This window comes from Nocardioides sp. cx-173, from assembly GCF_021117365.1.
GTDB lineage: Bacteria > Actinomycetota > Actinomycetes > Propionibacteriales > Nocardioidaceae > Nocardioides.
In genome coordinates, this window is sequence record NZ_CP088262.1 from 4,243,074 (window position 1) to 4,268,496 (window position 25,423).

Annotated in this window: 23 protein-coding genes; 9 read left to right on the forward strand and 14 right to left on the reverse strand. The window is 73.1% G+C overall.

Annotation, left to right across the window (positions count from 1 at the left end; all coding sequences use genetic code 11):
• The first annotated feature begins 1 nt into the window (after position 1).
• The 3 genes from arcC (at position 2) to LQ940_RS20740 (ending at position 2,435) form a co-directional block, all read left to right on the forward strand.
• The gene (gene arcC, locus LQ940_RS20730) at positions 2-976 is read left to right on the forward strand and encodes a carbamate kinase (RefSeq protein ID WP_231241426.1); all 975 of its coding nucleotides are present in this window, start codon (positions 2-4) and stop codon (positions 974-976) included.
• Between the two features lie 210 nt (positions 977-1,186).
• On the forward strand, positions 1,187-1,405 hold the full coding sequence (locus tag LQ940_RS20735) for a hypothetical protein (RefSeq protein ID WP_231241425.1): 219 nt from the start codon (positions 1,187-1,189) through the stop codon (positions 1,403-1,405).
• Positions 1,406-1,448: 43 nt separating this feature from the next.
• Positions 1,449-2,435, forward strand: coding sequence for an epimerase (locus LQ940_RS20740; RefSeq protein ID WP_231241424.1), 987 nt, complete (start codon positions 1,449-1,451; stop codon positions 2,433-2,435).
• 62 nt (positions 2,436-2,497) lie between these two features.
• On the opposite strand, the gene LQ940_RS20745 is transcribed toward LQ940_RS20740, so the two are convergent.
• The 4 genes from LQ940_RS20745 to pdhA all read right to left on the reverse strand — a co-directional run bounded on the left by LQ940_RS20745 (position 2,498) and on the right by pdhA (position 7,434).
• Positions 2,498-3,811, reverse strand: coding sequence for a serine/threonine-protein kinase (locus LQ940_RS20745; protein ID WP_231241475.1), 1,314 nt, complete (start codon positions 3,809-3,811; stop codon positions 2,498-2,500).
• Between the two features lie 88 nt (positions 3,812-3,899).
• Positions 3,900-5,327 carry a dihydrolipoamide acetyltransferase family protein gene (locus tag LQ940_RS20750; protein ID WP_231241423.1) on the reverse strand — a complete coding sequence of 476 codons (1,428 nt, stop codon included), beginning with the start codon at positions 5,325-5,327 and terminating at the stop codon, positions 3,900-3,902.
• Entirely contained in the window at positions 5,327-6,310 is a 984-nt protein-coding gene (locus tag LQ940_RS20755; RefSeq protein ID WP_231241422.1) for an alpha-ketoacid dehydrogenase subunit beta, read from the reverse strand. Before LQ940_RS20755 ends, LQ940_RS20750 begins: the two co-directional genes overlap by 1 nt.
• On the reverse strand, positions 6,310-7,434 hold the full coding sequence (pdhA, locus tag LQ940_RS20760; RefSeq protein WP_231241474.1) for a pyruvate dehydrogenase (acetyl-transferring) E1 component subunit alpha: 1,125 nt from the start codon (positions 7,432-7,434) through the stop codon (positions 6,310-6,312). Before pdhA ends, LQ940_RS20755 begins: the two co-directional genes overlap by 1 nt.
• 249 nt (positions 7,435-7,683) lie before the next feature.
• Between pdhA and LQ940_RS20765 the strand changes: the two genes are divergently transcribed.
• Positions 7,684-8,142, forward strand: coding sequence for an SRPBCC family protein (locus LQ940_RS20765; RefSeq protein ID WP_231241421.1), 459 nt, complete (start codon positions 7,684-7,686; stop codon positions 8,140-8,142).
• 146 nt (positions 8,143-8,288) lie between these two features.
• Here LQ940_RS20765 and LQ940_RS20770 read toward each other — a convergent pair whose 3' ends face one another.
• From LQ940_RS20770 to LQ940_RS20810, 9 genes are all read right to left on the reverse strand, one after another.
• The gene (locus LQ940_RS20770) at positions 8,289-9,209 is read right to left on the reverse strand and encodes a cation diffusion facilitator family transporter (RefSeq protein ID WP_231241420.1); all 921 of its coding nucleotides are present in this window, start codon (positions 9,207-9,209) and stop codon (positions 8,289-8,291) included.
• A 46-nt stretch (positions 9,210-9,255) separates the two neighbouring features.
• Positions 9,256-10,209 (reverse strand): glutathione S-transferase family protein, encoded by a 954-nt coding sequence (locus LQ940_RS20775; protein ID WP_231241419.1) that lies wholly within the window; start codon positions 10,207-10,209, stop codon positions 9,256-9,258.
• Positions 10,210-10,337: 128 nt separating this feature from the next.
• Complete coding sequence (locus LQ940_RS20780) at positions 10,338-11,333, reverse strand: zinc-binding metallopeptidase family protein (protein ID WP_231241418.1); 996 nt, start codon at positions 11,331-11,333, stop codon at positions 10,338-10,340.
• A gap of 13 nt (positions 11,334-11,346) precedes the next feature.
• Positions 11,347-12,225 carry a transglutaminase family protein gene (locus tag LQ940_RS20785; protein WP_231241417.1) on the reverse strand — a complete coding sequence of 293 codons (879 nt, stop codon included), beginning with the start codon at positions 12,223-12,225 and terminating at the stop codon, positions 11,347-11,349.
• Positions 12,222-14,729 (reverse strand): circularly permuted type 2 ATP-grasp protein, encoded by a 2,508-nt coding sequence (locus tag LQ940_RS20790; RefSeq protein WP_231241416.1) that lies wholly within the window; start codon positions 14,727-14,729, stop codon positions 12,222-12,224. Before LQ940_RS20790 ends, LQ940_RS20785 begins: the two co-directional genes overlap by 4 nt.
• A 40-nt stretch (positions 14,730-14,769) precedes the next feature.
• A complete protein-coding gene (locus tag LQ940_RS20795; RefSeq protein WP_231241415.1) occupies positions 14,770-18,009 on the reverse strand; it encodes a transglutaminase family protein in 3,240 nt (1,079 codons plus the stop codon).
• Between the two features lie 126 nt (positions 18,010-18,135).
• A complete protein-coding gene (gene hisC, locus LQ940_RS20800) occupies positions 18,136-19,206 on the reverse strand; it encodes a histidinol-phosphate transaminase (RefSeq protein ID WP_231241414.1) in 1,071 nt (356 codons plus the stop codon).
• Between the two features lie 9 nt (positions 19,207-19,215).
• Positions 19,216-19,776 (reverse strand): VanZ family protein, encoded by a 561-nt coding sequence (locus tag LQ940_RS20805; protein WP_231241413.1) that lies wholly within the window; start codon positions 19,774-19,776, stop codon positions 19,216-19,218.
• Positions 19,777-19,785: 9 nt separating this feature from the next.
• Positions 19,786-20,394, reverse strand: a complete 609-nt coding sequence (locus LQ940_RS20810) for a TetR/AcrR family transcriptional regulator (protein ID WP_231241412.1) — start codon at positions 20,392-20,394, stop codon at positions 19,786-19,788.
• A 61-nt stretch (positions 20,395-20,455) separates the two neighbouring features.
• On the opposite strand from LQ940_RS20810, the gene LQ940_RS20815 reads away from it, so the two are divergent.
• The gene (locus LQ940_RS20815) at positions 20,456-21,838 is read left to right on the forward strand and encodes a carotenoid oxygenase family protein (RefSeq protein ID WP_231241411.1); all 1,383 of its coding nucleotides are present in this window, start codon (positions 20,456-20,458) and stop codon (positions 21,836-21,838) included.
• Between the two features lie 6 nt (positions 21,839-21,844).
• Here LQ940_RS20815 and LQ940_RS20820 read toward each other — a convergent pair whose 3' ends face one another.
• On the reverse strand, positions 21,845-22,783 hold the full coding sequence (locus tag LQ940_RS20820; protein ID WP_231241410.1) for a dimethylarginine dimethylaminohydrolase family protein: 939 nt from the start codon (positions 22,781-22,783) through the stop codon (positions 21,845-21,847).
• A 112-nt stretch (positions 22,784-22,895) separates the two neighbouring features.
• Here LQ940_RS20820 and LQ940_RS20825 point away from each other — a divergent pair, with 112 nt between their 5' ends.
• From LQ940_RS20825 to LQ940_RS20840, 4 genes are read left to right on the forward strand one after another with little or no spacing between them, the layout of a single operon-like run.
• Positions 22,896-23,567: a GntR family transcriptional regulator gene (locus tag LQ940_RS20825; RefSeq protein ID WP_231241409.1), complete on the forward strand. Its 672-nt coding sequence runs from the start codon at positions 22,896-22,898 to the stop codon at positions 23,565-23,567.
• Between the two features lie 18 nt (positions 23,568-23,585).
• On the forward strand, positions 23,586-23,981 hold the full coding sequence (locus LQ940_RS20830; RefSeq protein WP_231241408.1) for a phage holin family protein: 396 nt from the start codon (positions 23,586-23,588) through the stop codon (positions 23,979-23,981).
• Positions 23,978-24,508 (forward strand): low molecular weight protein-tyrosine-phosphatase, encoded by a 531-nt coding sequence (locus LQ940_RS20835; protein WP_231241407.1) that lies wholly within the window; start codon positions 23,978-23,980, stop codon positions 24,506-24,508. The genes LQ940_RS20830 and LQ940_RS20835 overlap by 4 nt, the downstream gene beginning before the upstream one ends.
• Positions 24,505-25,362 (forward strand): fructosamine kinase family protein, encoded by an 858-nt coding sequence (locus LQ940_RS20840; RefSeq protein WP_231241406.1) that lies wholly within the window; start codon positions 24,505-24,507, stop codon positions 25,360-25,362. Before LQ940_RS20835 ends, LQ940_RS20840 begins: the two co-directional genes overlap by 4 nt.
• The last annotated feature ends 61 nt before the right edge of the window (positions 25,363-25,423 follow it).

Consider the following 25,423-nt stretch of genomic DNA (forward strand, 5'->3'; position numbering starts at 1 on the left):
CGTGCGGATCGTGGCCACGCTCGGCGGCAACGCCCTGCTGCAGCGCGGGCAGAAGCCGGACGCCGAGGTCCAGGAGGCCAACGTGCGAATGGCGGTGGCCGCCCTGGCTCCACTCGCCGAGCAGCACGAGCTGGTGCTCACCCACGGCAACGGCCCCCAGGTGGGGGTCCTGGCCCTGCAGAGCGCGTCTGACCCCCGGCTCACCACGCCGTACCCGTTCGACGTGCTCGGCGCCCAGACCCAGGGGATGATCGGCTACTGGCTGCTCCAGGCGATGGAGAACGAACTGCCCGGACGCCAGGTGGCGGCGATCATCAACCAGACCCTGGTGGCCGCGGCCGACCCCGCCTTCGCCGACCCGACCAAGTTCGTGGGCGAGATGTACACCGAGGCCGAGGCGATGCGCTTCGCCGCGGAGCGCGGCTGGGTCGTCAAGCCGGACGGGACCGGATGGCGACGGGTCGTGGGCTCGCCGCGACCGCACCGCGTGGTCGAGACCAGGCTGATCCGGACCCTGCTGAACACCGGAGCGGTGGTGGTGTGCGCCGGGGGTGGCGGGGTGCCGGTCATCCGCGACGAGCGCGGCAAGCTGACAGGCGTGGAGGCGGTCATCGACAAGGACCTGACCAGCTCGGTGCTCGCCGAGGCGCTCGACGCGGACGTTCTGCTCGTCCTCACCGACGTCCCCAACGTGATGCGCGACTACGGCACCCCCAATCAGCAGGCCATCCGCGAGGCCACTCCCGGCGGCCTGCGGGCGCTGGGCTTCCCGGCCGGCTCGATGGGACCCAAGGTCGAGGCCGTCTGTCGCTTTGTGGAGCTCACCGGCGGCACCGGCGCCATCGGACGGCTCGAGGACGCCATCGCGATCCTGCGAGGGGAGGCGGGCACGCTCGTGACTCCCAGCGGGCGCTACGACCCCGTGGACGCCTCCGCCTTCGTGCCGCCGCGTCCCCCTCGGGTCGGGGCGGGTTGACCGAGCTCCACTCGTGCGCCCGGCGCGGCTCGCTGGGCCACGAGACCAAGACCGCGGCACCCCGGGACACGGTGCGGGCCACCCGATCGCCCGTCGCGCCGCCCGGGGTGTCGCTCTACGTCCCGGCGCCCGCGGGGAGACCGAACTGCCCGGTGCGACCGGGCCGAAGCGCCCTCCTGGGGCGTCGGGTCGGCGACGCACGATGACCAGATGACCGCGATCCTCAGGTACTACCGGGGCCGGCCTCCGCGCTCGGTGTGCCGCCACTGCCACGAGGCGATCGTGTCCATCGACGAGGTCGGCTGGCTGGATCCGGACGGCCGGCACACCTACGACATCTGTCCGCTGGACCGCTTCGGCAACCACGCTCCGGACGTCTTGACCGCGGAGGAGTCCGAGCTCCGGTCCCTCTTGGAGCCGCGATCCTGAGGAGCCGGTTGCGCGGAGCGGGGACCTGCCGCAGAGTCGCTGGATGCGGATCCTGGTCCTCGGCGGCACGGCGTTCCTGTCCAAGGCGACCGCGGCGGCGGCCGTGGCGAAGGGACACGAGGTGGTGTGCGCCGCTCGGGGGGAGTCCGGCTCGGTGCCGGCCGGGGCGCGCCTGGTCGTGTGGGACCGCCGCCAGGACCCTCCCGCCGAGCTGACCGGCGCACCGTTCGACGCCGTCGTGGACGTTGCCCGGCAGCCGTCCTGGGTGCGCCGCGCCGTCGCGGCACTCCCGGACTTCCACTGGGTCTTCGTGTCCACCATCAACGTCTACGCCGACGAGTCCACGCCGGGCGGCCGGCCCGGCACGCTGCCCCTGCGCCACCCGCGGCACGAGGACGCGGACCTAGCCGTGGACATGGACGCCTACGGGCCGATGAAGGTGGCCTGCGAGCAGGCCGTGCGCGACGGCGCGGCCTCGTCGATGATCGTGCGGCCGGGACTGATCGCCGGGCCCGACGACCCCACCGGCCGCTTCAGCTACTGGCCGGCGCGCCTGGCCCACGGGGGCGAGGTGCTCGCCCCGGGCGCACCGCACGACACTGTCCAGGTCATCGACGTGCGGGACCTGGCGGCCTGGCTCGTGGACGCGGTCGAGGCCGGCACGACCGGCGACTACGACGCCGTCGGCCCGGCGCAGCCGCTGGCCGACGCGCTCGCCGCCGTCGCCGCCGGGGTCGGCACGGCGCCGCAGTGGACCTGGGTGGACCAGGGCTTCCTCGCCGAGCAGGGCGTCGAGCCGTGGGCCGGGACCGACGCCGTGCCGCTCTGGCTGCCCCGCCCCGAGTACGACGGCATGCTCGCCCACGACGCCGCGCCGTCCCTGGCCGCCGGGCTACGACCGCGACCGCTCGCCGAGACCGCCGCCGACACGCTGGCCTGGCTCCGGTCGACCCCGGACGCGCCGGTGAGCGGGATCGACCGCGATCGCGAGGCCGAGGTGCTCTCGGCCTGGCGGACGCGCACCGGATGACGCGGGCCGCCGCTCACGAGAACGCGTGACAACGTGGGCCACCGGGCCAGTCAGCCCCCGCGCTAGGGGGTGATGCTGGGGAGGACCTCACCGATGCAGGCGAAGGTGGCGGCGTTGAGGGCCTGCTTGATCTGCGGCTGGCCGGCCAGGTCCGGGTCCAGGAACCTCCAGTCCTCGTCGAAGAACCCGGCCTCGACCAGCGCGGGCACGCCCACCGAGCCGACGACCTGCTCGGCCATGCAGCGGGCGGAGTCGCCCGCCACCGGCTCGAACCCGGTCGCCAGGGCCGCGATCGCCTGGTCCTCGTCCGAGCCGCTGGGCGTGGCCGACCCGCTCGGCTCGCTCGGGTCGCTCGGGTCGCTCGGGCCGCTCGGGTCGGCCGAGCCCGAGTCGTCGTCGCGGGTGACGGCGTAGGCCGTCACGATCCCGGCCAGGAGCAGGGCCGAGGCCGCGGCCGCGACCAGCAGCAGGCGTCGGCGAGGCCGGCGTGGCCCCAGTGGCCCCAGTGACTGCGGTGCGGGACCCGCGTCCTGGTCGGGGAGCCGGAGCACGGCGAGCAGGTCGTCGCGGAGCGCGGCGGCGCTGGGGTAGCGGTCCTCGGGCCGCTTGGCCATCGCCCGGCGCAGGACCCGGTTGGTCTCGCGGGCCAGCAGGCTGGTCTCGGGCAGCTGCGGCACCGGACCCTCGAGGTGGGCGGTGATGATCTGGTAGTCCGACGTGCCGGCGTACGGCGCCTCGCCGCTCATCGCCGACCACAGCAGGCAGCCGAGCGAGTAGACGTCGCTGGGCACGCCGGGCTCGGCGCCGAGGTGCAGCTCCGGCGCCATGTACGTCGGGGTGCCGAGCGTGCCGCCGGCGGTGGTCAGCTGCGACTGGCCGTCTACCCTCCGGGCGATGCCGAAGTCGGCGAGATAGGCGCTCAGGCCCGACTCGCGACGGCCCACGAGCACGTTGGCCGGCTTGATGTCGCGGTGGATCAGCCCGCGCGCGTGGGCCGCGGCCAGACCGCCCGCGATCTGGGCGATCAGGTCGAGCCCGACGCGCAGCGGCGGCGGGCCGCTGCTGTGGATCAGCTGCCCGAGGTCGCCGCCGTCGATGAGCTGGGTGGCGATGTAGAGCCGGCCGCCGGACTCGCCGTGGGCGTAGACGTGGACGACGTGCGGCGAGTCCAGCGACGCCTGGGCCTGGGCCTCGCGCGTGAAGCGGGCCCGGAACGTCTCGTCCTCGGCCAGGTGCGGCGCGATCACCTTCAGCGCGACCCGCCGCTCCAGCACCGGGTCCAGCGCCACGAACACCACGCCCATCCCGCCCAGGCCCAGCCGTCGCTCGACCCGGTAGGGACCCACCATCTCCCCCGGCTCGGGGTACCCCGCCATGCTCACGACACCCTTCCTACCCGGGGCCGACCCGTCAGAAACTGTCACCCCCACCCGCTGACCCGTCAGAGAGTTTCTGACGGGTCAGCTAGAAGAGGAGGGCGGAGGCGGGGTCCTCGAGGATGCCGGCGACGTCGGCGAGGAAGCGCGAGCCCTTCTCGCCGTCGATGTGGCGGTGGTCGAAGGACAGGGCGAGGGTCGTGACCTGGCGGGGCACGATCTCGTCCACGCCGTCGGTGGTGACCACCCAGGGCTGCTTGCGGATCGCGCCGAAGCACAGGATCGCGGACTCGCCGGGGTTGATGATCGGGGTGCCGGCGTCGACACCGAAGACGCCCACGTTGGTGATCGTGAACGTCCCGCCGCTCATCTCGGCCGGCTGGGTCCTGCCCTCGCGGGCGGTCGCGGTGAGCGCGGCGAGCGCGTCGGCGAGCTCGACCAGGCTGAGGTCCTGCGCGTCCTTGACGTTGGGCACGACCAGCCCGCGCGGGGTGGCCGCGGCGATGCCGAGGTTGACGTAGTGCTTGAGCACGACCTCCTGCGCGGCCTCGTCCCAGAACGAGTTGATCTCCGGCGTACGCCGGACGGCCAGCAGCACCGCGCGGGCGAGCACCAGCAGCGGGGACACCTTGACCTCGCGCAGCTCGCGGCGCTGCTTGAGCCGCTCCACCAGGTCCATTGTCCTGGTGACGTCGACGGTGACCCACTCGGTGACGTGGGGTGCCGAGAACGCCGAGCCCACCATGGCCGCCGCCATCATCTTGCGCACGCCCTTGATCGGCTCGCGCGTCTCGCGTGGAGTCTGCGCACCGGCGCTCCGGTGCACGGTCGGCTCGGCCGCCGAGACGGCGGTGGAGCCCTGGGCGGCGGCCTCCACGTCGGCGCGGGTGACGGTGCCGTGGGGACCGGTGGCGGGCACCTCGGCGAGGTCGACGCCGAGGTCCTTGGCGAGCTTGCGGACCGGCGGCTTGGCCAGCACGTGGAGCGGCGGCGTCGGGACCCACTCCGAGACCGGCTCGGGCACGACCGGCACGGCCGAGACCGCGGGCACGGCCGGCTCGTCGGCCTCGACGACGTCCGGCGACTGGGCGCCGCCGGGGGCGAAGGCGCCCTGCACCTGCATCTGCGTGGCGGCGGCGGCCTCGGACGACGGCGTGACCGAGCCCTTGCGGGGGCGCCGCAGCGGGCCGCGGTCGGCCTTGTTGCGCCCGACCAGGCTCTCGCCCTCCACCCGGCCGCTCGCGGCGGGGTTGGACAGGTCGATCTCCATCTCCGCAGCCGCCGGGGCGCCGACGGTGATGATCGGCGTGCCGACCTCCACCATCTCGCCCTCCGCGACGTGCAGGACGCTGACCTCGCCGGCGTACGGCGAAGGCAGCTCGACCAGGGACTTGGCGGTCTCGATCTCGACGACGATGTCGTTGATCGCGATGACGTCGCCGACCTTGACCTTCCAGGACACGATCTCGGCCTCGGTGAGGCCCTCGCCCACGTCGGGCAGGAGGTACTCGGGCATCAGAACTCCCAGCTGCGGTCGACGGCGTCCAGGACCCGGTCCAGGTCGGGGAGGAAGTCCTCCTCGATCCGCGACGGCGGGTAGGGGGTGTCGAAGCCGCCGACGCGCAGCACCGGCGCCTCGAGCGAGTAGAAGCACTCCTCGGTGATGCGCGCGGACAGCTCGGCGCCCATGCCGAGGTTGACGTGCGCCTCGTGGGCGACGACGGCGCGGCCGGTGCGGCGTACGGAGTCGAAGACCGGGCCCATGTCCAGCGGCGAGAGCGTGCGCAGGTCGATGACCTCGATCGAGCGCCCCTCGGTGGCGGCCGCCTCGGCGGCCCGCATCGCGGTCTTGACCGTGGGTCCGTAGGCCAGCAGCGTCAGGTCGGTGCCGACGCGGACCACCCGCGAGGTGAACAGCGGCTCCGGGGTCGCCGACTCGTCCAGGTCGGCCTTGTCGGCGTGGTACTGCCGCTTGGGCTCCAGGAAGATCACCGGGTCGTCGCAGGCGATCGCCTGCTGGATCATCCAGTAGCCGTCGACCGGGTTGGAGCAGGCCACCACCTTGAGCCCGGGGGTGTGCGCGAACTGCGCCTCCGGCGACTCGCTGTGGTGCTCGACGGCGCCGATGCCGCCGCCGAACGGGATCCGGATGACCATCGGCATCTTCACGCGGCCCTGGCTGCGGAAGTGGATCTTGGCGACCTGGCAGACGATCTGGTCGTAGGCGGGGTAGACGAACCCGTCGAACTGGATCTCCACCACCGGGCGGTAGCCGCGCATGGCCATGCCGACCGCCGTACCGACGATGCCGGACTCGGCCAGCGGCGAGTCGATGACCCGGTCCTCGCCGAAGTCCTTCTGCAGGCCGTCGGTGATGCGGAAGACGCCGCCGAGCTTGCCGACGTCCTCACCCATGAGCAGGACCTTCGAGTCGTCCTCCATCGCCTTGCGCAGGCCCATGTTGAGGCCCTTGGCGAGGGTGATCTTCTGCGTGGCCATCAGTGGGTGCTCCCCTCGAACGACTCGAGGTAGGCCGCGTAGCCGTCGCGCTGGGCGGCCAGCTCCTCGGTCTGCTCGGCGTACACGTGGTCGAACATGCTCAGCGGCTGCGGGTCCGGCATCGCCTTGCAGCCCTCGCGCAGCGTGTGGCCGAGCTCGTCGGCCTCGGCCTGGACGCTCTCGAGGAACTCGTCGTCGACCAGCCCGTTGCGGCGCAGGTAGACCTCCACCCGGGCGATCGGGTCCTTGAGCTTCCAGCTCTCGACGTCGTCGGAGACGCGGTAGCGGGTCGGGTCGTCGGTGGTCGTGTGGGCGCCCATCCGGTAGGTGTAGGCCTCGACCAGGGTCGGGCCCTGGCCGTCGCGGGCGCGCTGGAGCGCGGCCTTGGTGACGGCGTACGTCGCCAGGACGTCGTTGCCGTCGACGCGGACGCCGGGGAAGCCGAAGCCCAGCGCGCGCTGGTAGAGCGGGATCCGGGTCTGGCGCTCGATGGGCTCCGAGATCGCCCACTGGTTGTTCTGGCAGAAGAAGACCACCGGGGCGTTGTAGGACGCCGCGAAGATGAAGGCCTCGTTGACGTCGCCCTGCGAGGAGGCGCCGTCACCGAAGTGGGCGACGACGGCCGTGTCGCGGTCGGGCTCGCCGGTGCCGACGTCGCCGTCGCGCTGGACCCCCATGGCGTAGCCGGTGGCGTGCAGGGTCTGGGCGCCGATGACGATCGTGTAGAGCCCGAAGTTGTTGGCCGCCGGGTCCCAGCCGCCCTGGTCGACGCCGCGGAAGAGGCCGAGCAGGCGCAGCGGGTCGACGCCGCGGCACCAGGCCACGCCGTGCTCGCGGTAGGTCGGGAAGACGTAGTCCTGCGGGCGCAGCGCGCGGCCGGCGCCGATCTGCGCGGCCTCCTGGCCGAGCAGCTGAGCCCAGATCCCAAGCTCGCCGTGACGCTGCAGCGCCGTGGCCTCGGTGTCGATGCGCCGGGTCAGGACCATGTCGCGGTAGAAGCCGCGCAGCTCCTCGGCGGAGAAGTCCTGGTCGAACTCCGGGTGGTGGACCCGCTCACCCTCGGGGGTCAGCAGCTGGATCAGCTCGGGGCCGCCGTCCTGCTGGGAGGGTCCGAAGACCTCCACGAGGTCGGGGCCGAAGCCGGACTCGCCGAGGGTCTCACCGGAGGTCTCACCGGGGGTCTGCTGGGTCACGTGCACTCCTTCGGATGTCACCGGCCGGGACGGGGTCTCCGCGAGGCCGAGGGCTTGTCGTCCGGACGCGAGGCGCGGGGGTGGTGCGCCTGTGACCCGGAACACAATGGTGCTCGCACAACCTACCGTCGGCATCGTCGGCGTCGCCAACTTGGGCGGCCTCTGACTAGCCTGGACGACATGCCCCCCTCCGTCATCACCGCCCGCACGACCGTCGACGCGCCGCCCGCGGCGGTGTTCGCCATCCTGGCCGACCCCCGACAGCACCCCCGCATCGACGGCTCCGGCACCGTCCGGGACACCGTCTCCGGGCCCGAGCGACTCGCGCTGGGCTCGGAGTTCGGCATGGACATGAAGATGGGCGCGCCGTACAAGATCAAGAACCGGGTCGTCGAGTTCGAGGAGGACCGGCTGATCGCGTGGCGCCACGCGGGCCTGCACCGCTGGCGCTACGAGCTCCAGCCCACCGACGACGGCGGCACCCAGGTCACCGAGACCTGGGACCTCACCCGCTACCCCCTGCCCCTGCGCCTCGGGCTGTCCGCGGTCTTCGCCTCCCGCACCCGCAAGGCGATCGACGCGACCCTGGTCAAGCTGAAGGACGCCGCCGAGCAGGACGTCTCGTCGGGCTTGGGCTGAGGGGCTCCGGCCGGCTGGGGGCCGGCCGCGCGAGTTTCACCGGGTGCCCGGTGAAACTCACGCCTCCCGCATGAAGTTTCGTGGGGGAGGCACCAGATTCACCGGGTGCCCGGTGAATCTTGGGGCAGTTGAGGCGACCGCCCCGGTCAGTGCACCTCGCCGAGGTCCTCGTGGTCCTCGTGGGAGAGCGGCTCGACCTGGAAGGTCGCGTGGCGTACGTCGAAGTGCTCGCCGATGCAGGCGCACAGCTGGTCCAGGATCGGCCCCACTCCCCGGTCGTCCAGCGCCTCGTCGGTCACCGTCACGTGGGCCGACAGGCTCGGCATCCCGCTGGTGATCGTCCACGCGTGCAGGTCGTGGACGTCGACCACCCCGGGGACCTCGCGCAGGTGGCGGCGTACGTCGTCCAGGTCGAGGCCGGCGGGCGCCAGCTCCAGGAGGATCACCGCCGAGTCGCGCAGCAGCACCAGCGAGCGGGGCAGGATCAGCACCGCGATCAGCAGTGAGGCGACCGGGTCGGCACGGTCCCAGCCGGTGGTCCAGACGACCACGCCGGCCGCGATCGCGAGCACGGAGCCGAGCAGGTCGGCCAGCACCTCGTTGGCCGCGCCGCGCAGGTTGAGCGAGCCGGTGTCCGAGCGGTTGAGCACCGTCAACGACACGGCGTTGGCCAGCAGGCCGAAGGCGGCGAACGCGACCATCGGCCCGGCGTCGATCTCGGTCGGATCGCCGAGGCGGGTGATCCCGGCGTAGCCGATGTAGGCGCAGACCCCCAGCAGGACCAGGGCGTTGAGCATCGCGGCGAGGATCTCGGCACGGTGGTAGCCGAACGTCGAGCGCGGCCCCGCCGGCCGCGACGCGACGTACGACGCCCCGAGGGCGAGCACCACGGCTCCGGCGTCAGTGGCCATGTGGCCGGCGTCGGCCAGCAGCGCCAGGGAGCCGGTGAGATAGGCGCCGACCAGCTCCACGGCCAGCACGCTCGCGGTGACGCCCAGCACCCAGCGCAGCCGGTGGCGGTCGGCCGCACGTCCCGCGGCGTGGCCGTGGCCGTGCCCGTGTCCCATGGCGCCATTCTCCCCCGGCGGCGGGCGCCCCACGTCGACCGGCGCGTCAGCCGCGACCGTGCGGCGTCAACCAGACGGCGGGGTCGGGCCCGGCGGGGACGATCCCGGACGGGTTGATGTCGCTGTGGACGACGTAGTAGTGCGCCTTGATCTGCTCGAAGTCGGTGTTGTCGCCGAAGCCGGGGGTCTGGAAGAGGTCGCGGGCGTAGCCCCAGAGGTTCGGCAGCTCCGTGAGCTTCTGACGGTTGCACTTGAAGTGGCCGTGGTAGACCGCGTCGAAGCGGGCGAGGGTCGTGAAGAGGCGTACGTCGGCCTCGGTGATCGCGTCGCCCATGAGGTAACGGCGGTCCGCGAGGCGCTCCTCGAGCCAGTCCATGGCGACCCAGAGCCGCTCGTACGCCGCGTCGTACGCCTCCTGCGAGCCGGCGAACCCGCAGCGGTAGACGCCGTTGTTGACCTCGGTGAAGATCCGCTGCATGACCTCCTCCATCTCCTCGCGGAGGTCCTCGGGCCACAGGTCCGGCGCGCCTTCGCGGTGGTAGTCGCGCCACTCGAAGTACAGGTCGTGGGTGATCCACGGGAAGTCGTTGGTCACCAGCTCGCCGGTCGGGACGTCGACGATCGCGGGCACCGTGATGCCGCGCTCGTAGCCGGGGAAGCGCTTGAAGTACGCCTCCTGGAGCCGCTCGATGCCGAGCACGGGGTCGCGGCCGCCGGGGTCGAGGTCGAAGGTCCAGCTGCGCTGGTCGTGCGTGGGGCCGGGGGTGCCCAGCGAGATGACGTCCTCGAGGCCGAGCAGCTGTCGCACGATGATCGCCCGGTTGGCCCAGGGGCAGGCCTTGGCGGCCACCAGCCGGTAGCGGCCGGGCTCGACGGGCCAGAGCTCGCCGGCGACCGGGCCGTGCTCCGGGCGCCGGGCGCCCTTCGTGATCCGGTCCGGGACGTAGTTCATGTCCCGGCTGAACTCCTGGCCCTTCTTGACGTACTTCTCCTCGCTCATCCCCCCAGGCTAGGTGAACGCTCAACCACCGCGGCGGGTCGGCTCTTGTAACTCACCGTTACTGCATCTACCGCACCGGTACAAGGGTGGGAAAGAAGCGGTAACGGTGAGTTACAAGCTGCGCGACGTCACGCCAAGGCAGCCGGCCGCAAGGACGCCACGAACTCGAGCTTGTCGAGCACGGGGGCGGGGATCACGAAGGGGTAGAGGTCCTCCTTGCCCATGCTCCGGTTGATCTGGTTGAGCGCGGTGGAGAGCGGGATCCACACGCCGGTGACGACGTCGCGGAAGGTCGAGAACGCGTCGATGCCGCTCACCGTCACCAGGCCGAACTCGCGCGCGGTGTCGATGGTGTCGGCGATGTGCAGGAAGTGCGCCCAGGTCTCGGCGAAGTCCTCGAAGGGGTGCATGGTGGCGTACGTCGAGATGTAGGCGTCCTCCCAGCCGGTCGGCGGCCCCTCGGCGTAGTGCCGGTCGATCTCGGCCTGGTAGTCCTTGGACTCGTCACCGAACAGCTCGGTGCAGCGGCGCATCAGCTCCTCGCCGCGCACGAGCTGCCACTCGTAGTAGTGGCCGACCTCGTGCCGGAAGTGGCCGAGCATGGTCCGGTACGGCTCGGCGAGCTCGGCCCGCACCTGCTCGCGGTGGGCCGCGTCGCTCTCGGCGAGGTCGATGGTGATGAGCCCGTCCTCGTGGCCGATCACGACGTTCTCATCCACGCTCGAGATCAGGTCGAAGGCCAGGCCGTCGTCGGGGTCGACGTCCTTGCCCACGACGGGGAAGCCGAGGGTGTCGAGCTCGACGACCAGGTGCCGCTTGGCCTGCTCGGCCAGCGGGTAGTTCTCCAGGCCGACCGGGTCGTCGTCCGCCGGCCGGGTGCGAGTGAGGTCGCAGGCGAAGCACTGCGCACCCTCGAGCGGGGCCAGCCAGGTGCAGCCGGAGAGGTTGAGGTTGACGCACACGTGCCACACCAGGCCGGACGCGTCGACGTAGCGGCCGTGCTCGTCGACGGGCACGATCGCGCGCTCCGCCCGCGAGTACGCCAGCGCCGTGCCGCAGGAGACGCAGAGGGAGTTCTCGAAGTAGAGCTGGTTGTCGCAGACGCGACACCGGAAGGCCTTCATGGCCGTGAGCCTCTCACTCGTCGAGCCGGGCGACGTCCACCGATACCCGAAGCGTCGACTTCCTCGCCTCGGTGAAGATGACGCCCTTCACCGGCGGCACGTCGGCGTAGTCGCGGCCCCACGCGACCGTGACGTAGCGGTCGCCGACCCACTGGTCGTTGGTCGGGTCGAACGCGAGCCAGTGCTCGCCGCCGAGCCAGACCGCGACCCAGGCGTGGGAGGCGTCGGCGCCGACGACCCGCTCCCGGCCCGGTGCCGGCTCCGTGGCGAGGTAGCCGCTCACGTAGCGCCCGGCGAGCCCGTGGGCGCGCAGGCAGGCGAGCGTCAGGTGGGCGTAGTCCTGGCAGACCCCGGCGCGCCGGTCGAGGATGTCCTGGACGGTGGAGGTGACCGTGGTCGCGGTCGCGTCGTACTCGAAGTCGTCGTGGATGCGGTGCATCAGGTCCGTGACGGCGTCGCCGACCGGACGGCCCGGAGTGAAGGACGCGGCTGCGTACTCCCGGGCGGCCGGCACCTGCTCGACCTGCGAGGACGCGAGGGCGAAGTCCGTGGCCGACCAGGCGTCGGCGCGGTCCGGACGCAGGAGCGGCCGCAGCCGCTCCCACGGCTCGGCGAGAGCCTCGGCCGGCACGTCGGCGAGGTCCACGTCGACCTCGCTGGTCGCCTCCACGACGAGCTCGCGGTGGGGCCGGACGACCTGGAAGTACGTCGCCAGGTTGCCGTAGTAGTCGAGGTCCTGCGTGAGGTCGCTCGCCTGCGGCGTCACGGTGACGTCGTAGGTCGCGACCCGCTGCCAGGGCAGCGCGCGTGGCACCAGGTGAGCCACCCCGAGACTGTCGGTGACCTGGTCGTCGTAGGTGTAGGTGGTGCTGTGCCGCACGCGGTACCTCATGCGCGCTCGCCCTCCAGCGACTCGACCAGGTCGAGCGACCCGAGCGGCCTCGGCGCGGGCCCGCTGGCGAGGTGGAGCTCGGCGACGGCCTCGGCCAGACGCGTGAGCTGGCCGGCGAAGGAGGCCAGGAACGCCCGCAGGTTGGGGCGGTCCACGCCGCCGATGGCGACCAGCGTGGCGATGTCGACGTCCTCCAGCGTGGCCAGCAGGTCGGCCACCAGCCGCTCCGGGCGGGTGGAGCCGGTGGAGGCCGGCAGCGCCGCCAGGTGGGCGGCGACCTCCGACATCCCGAAGACCAGCGAGCGCGGGTTGTCCCGGTCGGTGAGCAGCAGCTCCAGCACCCCGCCGGGCCGGACGTAGCCGCGGTAGCGGCGCCGGTGGGTGACCGAGCTCTCGGCCGCGACCAGGACGGCGTCGAGGACGTCGCGGTCGACGTCGACCCCGCGGCGTACGGTCGCGGTCTCCTCGAGGAGGTGGCACACCTGGACCGCGCGCTCGAGGTGCTGCCCGACCCCGATCATGTGCCAGCCCGCGTCGCGGATCATGCTCGCGGTCACGCCCTGCAGCGAGAGGACGCCGGTGAGCATGCGGCCCGCGGACTCGCCGATCTGGTGGCTGTGCCGCGAACCGCGCAGGATCACCGTGGCGCGATCGGTGGCGCCGAAGGCCCGCCAGGTGTCGAGCGAGAGCTGGTCGCGTACGCCGGACGCCGCCTCGCGCAGCCCGGCCAGCGCGTGCGCGGCCGAGCCGGCGCGCGCCTCGTCGAGCAGCAGCGAGCGGAACTCCGCGTCCAGGTCCTCGTACACCGCGCCGCCCAGCCGCCGGACGACCTGCATCATGACCGCGAGGCTGGCGCCTCCGGTCGAGTTGGGCCGGGAGCCGAAGTCCTCGGCGAGGGCGTGCGCGGCCAGCACCAGCCGCAGCATGTCCTCGGCGCGCTCGGCGTAGCGGCCGAACCAGAACAGGTCCTCGAGGATGCGCGGCACCGTGCCGGTCGAGGCGCGGCCGGCGGTCATCGGCAGGACCTCGGCGAGACCCTGGTCCGGGTCGGCGGGGTCGCCCTTGAGCACCCAGACGTCCTTGCTGGACGCGGGCCGGTCGTCCTCGTAGACGTTGGCCAGGCCGCCGACCAGGGGACGGTAGGCCGAGCCGTAGCGCAGGGTGAAGGTCCGCAGGGTCACCGAGCGCGGCTCCACCTCGCCGGAGCGGGCGCCGCCGGCCCGCCAGGTCGGCGCCTGCGACAGCGGCAGCCGCTCCTGCCCGACGTAGCGGTGCGGCTCGTCCAGCAGCCGCTCCCGTACGGCGGCCGGGTCCAGGTCGGCCAGCCCGGTGGTGGGCCCGTCGATGCTGCGCACGAGCAACCGGCCGCCGGGGCCCGGGTCGAGGAGCCGGTCCAGCACGTGGTCGAGGGAGGCGGGGTCGCCGCACCACCAGGTGGGCACCGACGGCAGCCGCAGCGGCTCACCGAGCAGGGCCTCGCAGACGGCCGGCATGTAGGGCAGCAGCCCGGGGTTCTCCAGCACCCCCGCGCCGAGCCCGTTGACGACCCGCACCCGGCCCCGCCGTACGGCCTCGGTCAGGCCGGCCACGCCGAGCTGGGAGTCACCGCGCAGCTCGAGCGGGTCGCTCCAGGCCGCGTCGACGCGGCGCAGGATCACGTCGACGCGCTCGAGCCTGCCGAACACGCGCATCTGGACCCAGCCGTCGCGCACGACCAGGTCGCTGCCCTGCACCAGCGGGAAGCCGAGGGTGGAGGCGATGAAGGCCTGGTCGTAGGCCGTCTCGGAGTGGGTGCCCGGCGAGAGGACCACGACGCGCGGGTCGGCCGGCTCGTTCTGGGCGGACTGGATGAGCGCCGAGCGCAGCGCCCAGAAGTACGGCTCGATGCGGTGCAGCCCCGCCTCGCGGTAGAGCTCGGGCATGACCCGGCTGATGACGCGGCGGTTCTCCATCGCGTACCCGATCCCGGAGGGCGCCTGCGCGCGGTCGGCCAGGACCCGCCACTCGCCGGCCGCGTCGCGCCCCAGGTCGGTGGCGGCCAGCACCAGGGGGCGGGGGTCGAGCGCCGACGACCGCGCCACCACGCGGGTGAAGCCGGAGTGGCCGAGCACGACGGCCGGCGGGAGCACCCCCTCGGAGAGCAGCCGCTGCTCGCCGTACAGGTCGACCAGGATGGCGTTGAGGAGCTCGGCGCGCTGGGCCAGGCCGATCTCGAGCGGTGCCCACGAGGCGGCGTCGAGCACGAGCGGCACCGGGTCCAGCCGCCACGCCCCCGCCGCCCGGCCGGGCCGGGAGTAGGTGACCCCGTCGTCGGCGAGGAAGCGGACGATGTCCTCGTCGACCCGCCGCAGGTCGCGGTCCTCCAGGCCGACGGCGATCTCGGCCAGGCCCTTCCACGCCGGCCGCAGGGTGCCGTCGGGCGACACGACCTCGTCGTAGCGGGCGTGGGAGTCGCCGAGCGCGGGCTGGGTGAGCCGGTCGGCGTAGTCGCGGAGCAGGGTCATGGTGGGGTCACGGCCGGGTCATGGACGGGTCATGGTCGGGTCATGGACGGGGGACGCGGCGCAGGTCGAGGGTGTGCGGGTACTCCGCGCTCGCGGCGCGGCGGCCGGCCTCGCGCAGGGCGCCGACGTCGATCCGGCCGGCGGTGTGGCCGCGCGGCTCGAAGCGGCTGGCCCGGCGGGCCTCGGCCTCCTGGGCGTTGACCGGCGGGGCGTCGTAGGAGCGGCCGCCCGGGTGCACGACGTGGTACGTCGCGCCGCCCAGGCTGGCGGCCGAGGCGAGGTCGACGACGTCGAAGTGCAGCGGCGCCTGCACCGGGATCGAGGGGTGCAGCGCCGACCACGGCTGCCAGGCGCGGAACCGGACGCCGGCGTAGTGGTCGCCGCCCGCGGTCTCGGTGAGGGGCACGGGCACACCCTGGCACGTCACGAGGTGGCGGCGCGGGTCGATCCCGCGCACCGACACCTGCACCCGCTCGACCGAGGAGTCGACGTACCGGGCGGTGCCGCCGGCGGTGGCCTCCTCGCCCAGGACGTGCCACGGCTCGATCGCGTTGCGCAGCTCGAGGGTGACGTCGCCGATGCGGGTGACGCCGATGCGCGGGAACCGGAACTCGGTGAACGGGTCCAGCCACGACTCCTCGAAGCCGATCCCGAAGTCGCGCAGGTCCTGGGCGACCTCGGCGATGTCGGCGGCCGCGCCGTGCGGCAGTAGGAAGTCCTCGTGCAGGCGGGTGCCCCACCGCACGAGCGGCGCGGTGAGCGGCCGCTCCCAGAACATCGCGACCAGCGAGCGCACCAGCAGCGACTGCAGCAGGGCCATCTGCTCGTGCGGCGGCATCTCGAAGCCGCGCAGCTCCAGCAGGCCCAGGCGCCCGCGCGAGGAGTCGGGGCTGTAGAGCTTGTCGATGCAGAACTCGGCACGATGGGTGTTGCCGGTCAGGTCGGTCAGCAGGTGCCGCAGAGCGCGGTCGACCAGCCAGGGTCGCGGCTCGCCCTGCTCCGCCACCAGGTGGGCGATCTCGGCGAAGGCGATCTCCATCTCGTACGTCGCCTCGGGCCGGCCCTCGTCGAAGCGCGGCGCCTGGCTGGTGGGGCCGATGAACCGGCCGGAGAACAGGTAGGACAGCGCCGGGTGCCGCTGCCAGTACGTCAGCAGGCTGACCAGCAGGTCCGGGCGGCGCAGCAGCGGGGAGTCGACCGGCTGAGCGCCGCCGAGGGTGAGGTGGTTGCCGCCGCCGGTGCCGGTGTGCAGGCCGTCGAGGTCGAACTTCTCGGTGGTCAGCCGCGCCTGGCGCGCCTCGGCGTACAGGGTCGTGAGCAGGTCGCGCTGCTCGGCCCAGCTCGCCGCCGGCTGCACGTTGACCTCGATGACGCCGGGGTCGGGCGTGACCACGAGCTGCGTGAGGCGGGAGTCGGGCGGCGGGCCGTAGCCCTCGAGGACGATCGGGCAGCCCACCTTGCGGGTGGCGACCTCGACTAGGCGCAGCAGGTCGGCGTAGTCCTCGAGCCGCTCGGTCGGGGGCAGGAAGACGTGGACGACGCCCTCGCGTGCCTCGAAGGCCAGCGCCGTGGTCGGCACCCCCTCGGGCCCGACGACGGTGACGACCGGGACCTGGGGGTCCAGGGGCGGCCCGCTCTCCAGGTACGACGGCTCGCCGGCGTACTCGGCGTCCTTCCAGGCGATCGCGTCGAGCGGCAGGCGCAGGCCCACCGCGCTGGTGCCGGGGGTGAGGACGAGCCGGCCGCGGCGGAACCGCCAGGAGGGGCTGGTCCAGTCCTCGCCGGTCACCAGGGGCAGGACCCAACCGGTGGGCTCGGTGACGTCCGCGTCGAGGCGGGCAATCAGCTCCGCGGTCGGGTGGAGGTCCTCCGGCGCCTCGCCGTGCGGCTGGCCGATGTGGTCGGCGAGCGCCGCGAACGGGTCCTCGTAGGCGGGGAGCAGGTGCCCGGCGGGCAGCCCCAGCACCTTGGTGACGCGGCGGGCGAGGGCCTCGGTGTGGGCGCGAGCGTCGGGGTCGCCGCCGGTGGCCCACGGGTCGGCGAAGAGGTCAGGGTCGCGCCAGAGCGCGACGCCGTCGGTGCGCCACTGCAGCGCGATGTTCCAGCGCGGGAGCGGCTCGCCGGGGTACCACTTGCCCTGGCCGCGGTGGACCACCCCGCCCTCGGCGTAGGTGCGGCGCAGCCGCTCGGCCAGGGTGGCGGCCAGCGCACGCTTCTGCGGCCCGTCGGCGTCCTCGCTCCACTGCGGGGAGGTGGCGTCGTCCAGGCTCACGAAGGTCGGCTCGCCGCCCATGGTCAGCCGGACGTCGCCGTCGCGCAGGCGTACGTCGACGGCCTCGCCGAGCGCGTCGATGCGGGCCCACTGCTCGTCGGTGTAGGGCTTGGTGACGCGCGGGTCCTCGTGGATGCGGCGGACCTCGTTGTGGAAGGCGAAGCTCACCTTGACCGGGTCGGTCGCGCCCTCGATCGGCGCGGCGCTGCTCGGGTGCGGCGTCGCGCTCAGCGGGATGTGCCCCTCGCCCGCGAACAGGCTGGAGGTCGGGTCCATGCCGACCCAGCCCGCGCCGGGCAGGTAGACCTCCGCCCACGCGTGCAGGTCGGTGAAGTCCTGGGTGGGACCGCTGGGCCCGTCCAGTGCCTCCTGGTCGGCGGTGAGCTGCACGAGGTAACCGGAGACGAAGCGGGCCGCGAGGCCGTGCTGGCGCAGCAGGCCGACCAGCAGCCAGGCACTGTCACGACAGGAGCCGATGCGGCGCGCCAGCGTCTCGTCGGGGGTCTGGACCCCGGCCTCCATGCGCACCGAGTAGGCGACCTCTCGGTGCACCGCGGCGTTGAGGTCGGCGAGGAAGGTGACGGTGGGGGTCGCCTCGGGCTGGGGCAGGGAGCGACGGAACGCGTCGGCGGCCTCGGCGCCCTCGACCGCGCGCAGGTACGGCGCCAGGTCCGCGGCCAGCGCCTCCTCGTAGGCGAAGGGGAAATGCTCGGCGTACTCCTCGATGAAGAAGTCGAAGGGGTTGATCACCATCAGGTCGGCCACCAGCCCGACGGTGATGTCGAGGGTCGTGACCTTCTCCGGGAAGACCAGGCGGGCCAGCCAGTTGCCGAAGGGGTCCTGCTGCCAGTTCAGGAAGTGGTTGCTCGGCTGCACGTCGAGCGAGTACGCCTCGATGGGCGTCCGGCAGTGCGGCGCGGGCCGCAGCCGCACCACGTGCGGCGCGACCGTGACCGGCTCCGCGAACTCGTACGTCGTGCGGTGCTCGAGCGCGACCTTGATGGACATGACCCACACCCTGCCCTCCCTGTGTTGCGGGGCGGTAACTCGGGCGGCGGCGCGCCGGGCTTGTAACTCACCGTTACGGCATGTGTCATGCCCTTACAAGGGTGCGGTAGATGCCGTAACGGTGAGTTACAAGCCGAATGCCCGCGCCACCGCCAGCACCCGGTCGTTGGCCTCAGGCTCGCCGATGGTCACGCGGGCGCCCTCGCCGGCGAAGGGGCGTACGACGATGCCGGCCTCCTCGCCGGCGGCCGCGAACTGCGCGGTGCGCTCCCCCAGGCCGAACCACACGAAGTTGCCCTGGGCGTCCGGGAGGTCCCAGCCGGCCGCCGCCAGCCCGGCGACCACCCGGGCCCGCTCGCCGGCGAGGGCCTCGACCCGCGCCATCAGCGCGTCGGTCGCCTTCAGCGAGGCGATGGCCGCGGCCTGGGCCACGTGCGAGACGCCGAACGGCAGGGAGACCGCGCGCAGCGCACCGGCGACCGGCGGCGCCGCGACGGCGTACCCGACGCGGAACCCGGCCAGGCCGTAGGCCTTGGAGAACGTGCGGAACAGCACGACGTTGGGGTGGGCGCGGTAGGTCGCGATCCCGTCGACCGGGTCGGCCATTCGCACGAACTCCACGTACGCCTCGTCCACCACCACCAAGACGTGGGTGGGCACCTGCGCGAGGAACGCCTCGAGCTCCGACTGGGTCACCGCCGGGCCGGTGGGGTTGTTGGGGGTGCAGACGACGACCACCTTCGTCCGCTCGGTGATGGCGGCGGCCATCGCGTCGAGGTCGTGGCGCCCGTCAGGAGTCAGCGGCACCTGCACCGAGGTGGCGCCCGCCGTCGTGACGGCGATCGGGTAGGCCTCGAAGGACCGCCAGGCGTAGACGACCTCATCGCCGGGGTCGCAGTACGCCGACAGCAGCTGGTAGACCAGCGCCACCGACCCGGTGGCCGCCGCGAGGTCGGAGACGGGCACGCCCAAGCGCGCCGACAGCGCGTCGTACAGGGCGCTGCTGCCCATGTCGGGGTAGCGGTTCATCACCGCGACCGCCTCCGTGGCGGCGTCGACCACGCCGGGCAGCGGCGGGTAGGGGTTCTCGTTCGAGGAGAGCTTGTACGTCGTCAGCCCGGTCCGCGGGGTGGGCGGCCGGCCGGGGACGTACGCGGGGATCCGGGCGATGTGGGCACGGCTGGTGGGGCTGCTCATCGCCCCAGGCTAGGAGACCGGGGCCCGTCGGCCACGCCACGGCCTGAGCACGGTCGCCATGGCGAGGCCGACAGCGACGCCGAGGGCGGCGCCCGTGACGTTGTCGATGATGTCCGTGACGTCGCACGCGCGGTCGATGCGGGCCAGCTCCAGCTGGGTCTTCTCGATCGCGGCGGAGTACGTCGCCAGCAGGGCCAGGCCCAGCGGCACCGTCACCCAGCCGCTGCGCCAGCGGGCGGCCGTGAGCGCGAGCAGCGCGCCGGAGGGCATGAACACGACGGTGTTGAGCAGGCGCTGCCCGCCGGAGAAGATCCAGAAGCCGTCCGGCGCCGGTCCCCCGATGTCCCACGAGCAGGTGGCCAGCCGCCCCTCGGCCGGGACGATGCCGGGCGCGCCACCGGCCGGGATGAGCGTGACCAGCCCGATGACGACCAGCGACCAGAGCAGGCCGGCGGCGGTCCAGGCGGTCAGCCCGAGCCGCGAGCGCAGCGCGAGGGCGAGGAGCAGGCAGACGGCTCCGGACAGGACGGAGCCGAGCACCATGTACTCGACGCCACCGAACGGGAACACGCTCCGACGCTACCGAGCCCGCGCGCCGTCGGCCCGCAGCCCTTCGACCAGGTGCGCCAGCATCGGCCACAGCAGCTGCGCCTCCGGGTCCTCCACCACCTGGTGGAAGCCGGAGAGCTCGAGCATCACGTAGCCGTGCAGGGCGCTCCAGAACTGCCCCGCCACGGCGGCGGGGTCGTCCTCTCGGAGGCGGCCGCCGGCCATCGCCCGGCGTACCAGGTCGACGAGCTGGCCGAACGCCGCCAGCCCGATGTCCAGCTCGTCGTCGTGCAGCCGGTAGCCGCCGAGGCTGGCCGAGCCGAACATCACCGCATACATCTGCGGGTCGGCCAGCGCGTGCTGGCGGTAGGCGACCGCCGCCCGGCGCAGGTCGTCGAGCGGGTCGTCGGTGGGCTCGACCTCCGCCACTCGCGCCACCAGCCGGCGAAAGCCCTCCGCGACGACCGCGCGGACCAGCGCGGGCATCCCCCCGAAGTGGGTGTAGACGGCCATCGTCGAGGTCCCGGCCTCGCGCGCCAGGCGCCGGGTGGTCAGGGCCGCCGGCCCCTCCTCGCCCAGCAGCTGGGCCGCCTGCTCGAGCAGTCGGCGGCGGACGTCGGGCTGCTCGTTCTCAGACACCTTGCCAGTCTGTCATAACGGCGTTATGGTCGTCACATAACACCGTTATAGGGAGACCCCCATGAACCGCTACCTCCAGGACGGCTTCGCGCCCGTCGCCGACGAGCTGACGGCCTTCGACCTCCCGGTCACCGGCGCGCTGCCCGAGCACCTCGACGGGCGCTACCTGCGGATCGGCCCCAACCCGGCCGCCGACCCGGGCGAGGACTACCACTGGTTCCTCGGCGAGGGCATGGTCCACGGCGTGCGGATCGAAGACGGCGCGGCCCGGTGGTACCGCAACCGCTGGGTGCGCCCCGAGTCCGGGGACTTCGCCCCCAACACCAACGTCGTGCAGCACCGAGGGCGCACGATGGCGCTCGTCGAGGCCGGGGCGCCGCCGTACGAGCTGAGCGAGGAGCTCGAGACCGTGGGCCGGTGCGGCTTCGCCGGCGACCTCGCCGCGGGCTACACCGCGCACCCGCACGAGGATCCCGCCACCGGGGAGCTGCACGCGGTGTCGTACAGCTGGACCCGCGGCAACCGGGTCGACTACTCGGTGCTCGACACCTCCGGGCGGATCCGCCGCCAGGTCGAGGTGGAGGTCCACGGGAGCCCGATGATGCACGACTTCGCGCTCACCGAGCACTACGCGGTCATCTTCGACCTGCCCGTGACCTTCGACATCGACATGGTCGCCGGCCAGGTGCCGCGCCCGGTCCGGCTGGCGGCCAAGCTCGCGCTCAACAGCGTCGTCGGGCGCAACCCGATGCCCGACCGCGTGGTCGACGCCATGGCCCGGGGGGCAGGTACGCCGAGCAAGCTGCCGTACTCCTGGGATCCCGACTACCCCGCCCGGGTCGGCCTGCTGCCCCGCGAGGGCGCCGGGACCGACGTGCGGTGGTTCGAGATCGACCCCTGCTACGTCTTCCACACCCTCAACGCCTTCGAGGACGGCGACGACGTGGTGATCGACGTGGTCCGCCACCCCCGCATGTTCGCGACCGACTTCACCGGACCCCACGAAGGGCCGTCGTCCCTGGTCCGCCTCACCGTCGACACCGTCGCCGGCAAGGTGCGCGAGCACCGCTACGACGAGCAGACCCAGGAGTTCCCCCGCCTCGACGAGCGCCGCACCGGACGCCGCCACCGCTACGGCTGGTCGGTCGGCTTCGACGGCGTCACGCTCGGCGACTCGGTGCTGCTCCACGACGTCCAGGCCGGCACGACGCACACGCGCCGGCTGGGCCCGGGCAAGGAGGTGGGCGAGTTCTGCTTCGTGCCGGACGCCGACGATGCGGCCGAGGGCGCCGGCGTGGTCATGGGCTACGTCCACGACCGCAGCACCGCCCGCAGCGACCTGGTGCTCCTCGACGCGCAGACCCTCGAGGACGTCGCCACCGTCCACCTTCCCGGCCGCGTGCCCGCGGGCTTCCACGGCAACTGGGCGCCGGCGGGCGGGTAACCGCGCTCAGGCCGGCGGCGGGGTGATGACCTCGCCGCGGGCGAGCACTGGGAGGTCGCGGCCGAGGGTGACGTCGAGGGGGTTGGTGAGGCAGCGGATCGAGCCGCCGCCCTTGTGGAACTCCGACACCTCCACGACCACGACCTCGAAGCCCCACGACTCGAGCTGCGCGCGCACCCGCGCGGGGCAGGCCGGCATCACGACGGTGCGGCCCACCACGACCGAGTTGGCCGCGAACGTCGTGAGCGCCTCCTGCTCGGTGAGCACGAGCGGCTCGGGCACGAGCTCCATCAGGGCCCGCGCGGACGGCGCGTCGAGGGCCGCGGGGCAGACCAGCGCCCGGCGCGAGTCGAGCGGGCAGAAGGCCAGGTCGAGGTGGTACATCCCCGGATGGGTGAGGCGCAGGCCGCGCACGCGCACGCCGAGCTCGAGCGCGAGGTGCTTGAGCGCGAGCTCCTCGGTGCGCGGGCCGAAGCCCACGACGAGCGCGTCGCCGAACGCGAACGCGTCGCCGGCCTCCAGGTGCGCGCCCACGCCCTCGCGGCCGACGTACGACGTCGTCCAGCCGCGCCCGGCGAACCACTGCTGGGCGGAGCCGGTCTCCATGCGGCGCTGGGGGTAGCGCATGTGCGACATCACCACGTGCGGGTCGCCGGCGGTGCGGAGCAGCGCGAGGCCGAGGTTCATCGCATAGACCATGTCCGGCGCGTCCTCGCGCTGCGGCAGCACGTCGATCCTGGCGCCGAGGCCGCGCAGGGTGCCGACCAGGGCAGCCCACTGGTCGCTCGCGCGCGCCGGGTCGGGCTGGACGTCGGGGTCCATGAACGGGTTGATCGCGTAGTCGATGCGGAAGTGCGTCGGCTCGACGACCGCGTAGTGGCTGCCCCAAGCCAGCTCCGCCAGCTCCGCCGGCTCCGCGGTGGTGGGATCGGTGAACTCGGTCATGGGGTCACCGGCTCTCTGCGAAGAATTGTCAGACAATCTGACAGAACTCGCAGTGTAGGCCACGCGGGCGGACGCGCACCATGGCGAGCCGGGCGTGGCGCACAATGGGGGTATGGCCGAGCCGTTCGCGACCCTCCACCTGGAGCACGCCTCCACCGTGGACCGGGCGGCCGACGAGCTGCGGCGGGCCATCTTCGACGGCGAGCTGGAGTCCGGCACCAACCTGCGCGAGGTCGCCCTCGCCGCCTCCCTCGGCGTCTCGAGGCCGACCGTCCGCGAGGCCCTCACGATCCTCGTGGCCGAGGGCATCGCCACCCGCGAGCCGCACCGCGGCGTGAGCGTCTCGACGCCGGAGGCCGACTCGGTGCGCGACGTCTGCGCGGCGCGGTGGGTCCTGGAGGGCGCCGGGGTACGCCGCTGGCGTGAGGCCACCGACGAGCAGCGGGCGCGCGTGCACGAGACGCTCGCGGCCTACATCTCGGCGGTCCGCCGGGGCGCGTCGTACCAGCGGCTCAACGAGCGCCACCTCGACTTCCACGTCTCCCTCGTCGGTCTCACCGGCAGCGAGCGCCTCGTGCACATGGCCGACAACCTGGTCGTCGAGCTCAAGCTGGCACTGGCCCAGGTCGACCGGATCCGCCGCAACGCCCACGACCAGGCCGACTCGCACGCGGCGCTGGTCCAGCTGCTCGACGACGACGACATCGACGGTGCGTCGGAGTTCCTGCGTCGCCACCTGGCCGACGCGGAGGTCGCGATCATCGAGGCACTGGGGCTCGCCTGACCTGTCAGACTGACGCCCGTGCGCTTCCTGACCTGGCTCCTGACGACCGCCATCGCCTTGGCGACGGCATCCTGGGTGATCGACGGCATCCGCTTCACCGGAGCCGGCTCCGGCACCGAGGAGCTCCGAGAGAAGCTGGTGCCGCTGATCCTGGTCTCGCTCATCCTGGGCGTGGTCACGTCGTTCGTGAAGCCGGTGCTGACGTTCCTGTCGATCCCGTTCATCATCGTCACGCTCGGGCTGTTCCTGCTCGTGATCAACGCGGGGATGCTGATGCTCACCGGCTGGCTGGCCGAGAAGCTCGACATCGGCTTTGAGGTGACCGGGTTCTGGCCGGCCGTCGGCGGCGCGATCATCATCACGCTCGTCACCTGGATCGTCGACGGCCTCATCGGCCCCGACGAGAAGCGGTGAGCCCCGCCGTCCCCCCGGCGCGCACCCCCGGGGCCTACGCCGTCGCGCTGGTCTGCCTCGGCAACATCTGCCGCTCCCCCATGGCCGACGTGGTGCTGCAGGAGCACCTGGCGCGCGCCGGGCTGGACGACCGGGTCACGGTCGCCAGCTGCGGCACCGGCGACTGGCACGTGGGCAACCGCATGGACAGCCGGGCGGCGGCCACGCTCGACGCCGCCGGCTACGACCCCACGCGGCACCGCGCCCAGACCCTCGACCCGTCCTGGTTCGAGCGCTTCGACCTGCTGCTCGCCATGGACCGCACCAACCTCGAGGACGTGCGCGCGCTGAGCGCCTCGGTAGGGGGCTCGACCCGGGACCCCGATCGCGTCATGCTGTTCCGCAGCTTCGACCCCGTCGAGCCCGGGGGTGAGGTGCCGGACCCGTACTACGGTGGGGACAGCGGCTTCGAGGAGGTACTCGCCATGGTCGAACGCACCACGGCCGAGCTCGTCGCCGCCCTGGCGCGAGAGCTCGACCACCCGTGACCCGCCAGCCGCTGGTCGCCCGACTGGCCGAGGACCTGCTCGGCTCCTCGGTCGTCGCGACGGCACCCGTGGCCGGCGGCGACATCTGCACCGCCACGAAGCTCCGCCTCTCCGACGGCACCACGGCGCTCATGAAGACGCTCTCGCACGCGCCCGAGGCCTTCTTCGAGACCGAGGCCGCGGGCCTGCGCTGGATCGCCGACGCCGGCGGCGTCGGTGTGCCCGAGGTCCTCGCGGTGGACGCCGAGTGCCTGATCCTGCGCTGGGTCGAGTCCGGGCGCAACAGCATCGAGTCCGCTGCTGCCTTCGGCCGGGCGCTGGCCACCACCCACGCCGCCGGCGCCGCGGCGTACGGCGCCGAGGCCGACGGCTTCATCGGCCGGCTGCCGCTGCCCAACCGCGCGACGCCCACCTGGGCGGAGTTCTACGCCGTCCGCCGCGTGCTGCCCTACCTGAAGCTGGCCCGCGACCGCGGCGCCGTCACCGACGCCGACGCCGCGGCCGTCGAGGCGGTCGTCGGGCGGCTGCCAGCCCTGCTGCCCGAGGAGCCGCCGGCCCGCCTGCACGGCGACCTGTGGAACGGCAACGTGCTGTGGGGCCAGGACGGCCAGGTGTGGGTCATCGACCCCGCGGCGTACGGCGGGCACCGCGAGGTCGACCTCGCCATGCTCTCGCTGTTCGGCCTGCCGCACCTGCCGCGGGTGCTCGACGCCTACGACGAGGCCACCCCGCTCGCCGACGGCTGGGAGGACCGCCTCGGCCTGCACCAGCTCTTCCCGCTCCTCGTCCACGCCTGCCTCTTCGGTGGCGGCTACGGCACCCGCGCGGCCGAGACCGCCGCCCGCTACACCTGACCCGTCACTGGGGGGTGGGGCTTCTCAGGGGCGGCTCAGGCAGTCCTGGCACAGTGGAGGC

Bases quoted from the DNA above. Each gene is read 5' to 3' on its own strand.
- LQ940_RS20735 (WP_231241425.1), top strand. From the start codon at position 1,187: ATGACCGCGATCCTCAGGTACTACCGGGGCCGGCCTCCGCGCTCGGTG.
- LQ940_RS20740 (WP_231241424.1), top strand. From the start codon at position 1,449: ATGCGGATCCTGGTCCTCGGCGGCACGGCGTTCCTGTCCAAGGCGACC.
- LQ940_RS20745 (WP_231241475.1), bottom strand. From the start codon at position 3,811: ATGGCGGGGTACCCCGAGCCGGGGGAGATGGTGGGTCCCTACCGGGTC.
- LQ940_RS20750 (WP_231241423.1), bottom strand. From the start codon at position 5,327: ATGCCCGAGTACCTCCTGCCCGACGTGGGCGAGGGCCTCACCGAGGCC.
- LQ940_RS20755 (WP_231241422.1), bottom strand. From the start codon at position 6,310: ATGGCCACGCAGAAGATCACCCTCGCCAAGGGCCTCAACATGGGCCTG.
- LQ940_RS20765 (WP_231241421.1), top strand. From the start codon at position 7,684: ATGCCCCCCTCCGTCATCACCGCCCGCACGACCGTCGACGCGCCGCCC.
- LQ940_RS20770 (WP_231241420.1), bottom strand. From the start codon at position 9,209: ATGGGACACGGGCACGGCCACGGCCACGCCGCGGGACGTGCGGCCGAC.
- LQ940_RS20775 (WP_231241419.1), bottom strand. From the start codon at position 10,209: ATGAGCGAGGAGAAGTACGTCAAGAAGGGCCAGGAGTTCAGCCGGGAC.
- LQ940_RS20780 (WP_231241418.1), bottom strand. From the start codon at position 11,333: ATGAAGGCCTTCCGGTGTCGCGTCTGCGACAACCAGCTCTACTTCGAG.
- LQ940_RS20785 (WP_231241417.1), bottom strand. From the start codon at position 12,225: ATGAGGTACCGCGTGCGGCACAGCACCACCTACACCTACGACGACCAG.
- LQ940_RS20790 (WP_231241416.1), bottom strand. From the start codon at position 14,729: ATGACCCTGCTCCGCGACTACGCCGACCGGCTCACCCAGCCCGCGCTC.
- LQ940_RS20795 (WP_231241415.1), bottom strand. From the start codon at position 18,009: ATGTCCATCAAGGTCGCGCTCGAGCACCGCACGACGTACGAGTTCGCG.
- hisC (WP_231241414.1), bottom strand. From the start codon at position 19,206: ATGAGCAGCCCCACCAGCCGTGCCCACATCGCCCGGATCCCCGCGTAC.
- LQ940_RS20815 (WP_231241411.1), top strand. From the start codon at position 20,456: ATGAACCGCTACCTCCAGGACGGCTTCGCGCCCGTCGCCGACGAGCTG.
- LQ940_RS20820 (WP_231241410.1), bottom strand. From the start codon at position 22,783: ATGACCGAGTTCACCGATCCCACCACCGCGGAGCCGGCGGAGCTGGCG.
- LQ940_RS20825 (WP_231241409.1), top strand. From the start codon at position 22,896: ATGGCCGAGCCGTTCGCGACCCTCCACCTGGAGCACGCCTCCACCGTG.